Origin of the sequence: Chlorobium phaeovibrioides (assembly GCF_003968655.1) — a bacterium.
In the GTDB taxonomy this organism is placed as follows: domain Bacteria; phylum Bacteroidota; class Chlorobiia; order Chlorobiales; family Chlorobiaceae; genus Chlorobium; species Chlorobium phaeovibrioides.
In genome coordinates, this window is the sequence record NZ_RXYK01000044.1 from 1 (window position 1) to 1,520 (window position 1,520).

Consider the following 1,520-nt stretch of genomic DNA (forward strand, 5'->3'; position numbering starts at 1 on the left):
GCGATCTTTGAGCAGCGGAATGCGACTTTACAGCGAGCCAGGGAGCTCAATCCGGAACGCTGGGGAGCAAGGCCTGCAAGAACGTGGGAGATCAACCGGGAAGTGGTGCTGAACCCGGCTGAAAAGTGAATGTTTTTTTTCAAAAAAATGCGTCATCTTCGTTGACATTGTCCGGAAGCTCTAGTTTCAAGGTGACCGATTAAGGGGATATACGCAAAACAAACTTAGCTTCCCCAAATAGCTGTCCTATGAATGGGGAGGGGTTCAAGGTGATGGTGATAACTGTTGCTGTCAATAATAATAAATTTACATCAGGATATGCTATGCCAACGTTTTCAGTAATAATGAATTGTCTTAATGGGGAACGTTTCGTAAGGGAAGCAATTGAATCTGTTTTCCATCAGACCTTTAAAGATTGGGAAATTATATTTTTTGACAATGGGTCCACTGATAAATCAGTTGAGATCGCCGCTTCATATGGTGAGAGAGTCAAGATATTCACCCTTGATAAGCCAGTTGCCCTTGGGCAAGCCAGGCAAGAGGCTGTTGATAAGGCTACTGGGGAATTTCTGGCGTTTTTGGACGTTGACGATGTATGGCTTCCATTTAAGCTAGAGATGCAATACGCAGCGATGAAGGATGGGGAGTTTGATATTTGTTATGGTGGTATTCAGTGCGTCGACGAACAAGGGAATAGCTTACACAAAATAATTCCAATCCATAGCACAGGATCGTTGTTTAAAAAGTTTCTCGCTCACGTGGAGGGAGGTTGGTGTACTTATGTTATCAATCGAAAGAGACTCATTGAAAAGGGGACGCGGTTCAATCCAATATTGAGGTCTTCTTGTGAGGAAGATATGGTATTGAGCTTTTTGGCTTATGATGGTACAGGAGTAATTATTAAAGAGATAATTTCAAAATATCGAATTGTAAGCGGCTCTGTAACATCATTTTACTCTGATCGATTAGCTGCAGAGCGTTTCGAAACTCTCAATCGTTTGGTTCGTGAGTATCCGGATATTAAATCTAAATATGCGCGCGAATTTGAGCAAACCGAGGCGCGTGGTCATTATTATCAAGCGCGTTTCTTGTTCGATTCAAGCAAGGTTAATGAGGCTCGTGATGCAATGAAGTTAGCCGCATCGCTAGATAAGAAATTCCGTGTTATGGAGCTACTTATTAGGCTCCCATTTATTTGGCGCGTTTCCCATAGGTTTAAAGGTTACTTAACACCACTTTGGTTAAAGTACTCAAGCATATGAGGAGTCCGGATTTTTAAAAACGCCCATTTGAATTGTCGGCTCTGGAGAACACCTCCGGAGCCTTTTCTAGGAACTCCCGCTTCCACAGGGTTATCTGGTTGGGATGGATTTCATGTTTCTGGGCGAGCTCGGTCAGCGTAAACCGCTCACTGAGTGCTTCAAGGACGACTTTGGTTTTGAATGAAGTACTCCCCATCTATAGGGCAGCTATCGAGAGAAAATAAGTTTGCTCATGCTGCCTCCGGGGCCTGGACCTTC

Annotated in this window: 2 protein-coding genes; one reads left to right on the forward strand and one right to left on the reverse strand. The window is 43.8% G+C overall.

Annotated features, from left to right (window positions below; genetic code table 11):
* Positions 1-272 precede the first annotated feature (272 nt).
* Positions 273-1,262, forward strand: a complete 990-nt coding sequence (locus EKD02_RS09820) for a glycosyltransferase family 2 protein (protein WP_244924437.1) — start codon at positions 273-275, stop codon at positions 1,260-1,262.
* A gap of 13 nt (positions 1,263-1,275) precedes the next feature.
* Here the strand turns inward: EKD02_RS09820 and EKD02_RS09825 are convergent, their stop codons facing one another.
* Positions 1,276-1,458 carry a transposase gene (locus EKD02_RS09825; RefSeq protein WP_126385325.1) on the reverse strand — a complete coding sequence of 61 codons (183 nt, stop codon included), beginning with the start codon at positions 1,456-1,458 and terminating at the stop codon, positions 1,276-1,278.
* Positions 1,459-1,520: the final 62 nt, after the last annotated feature.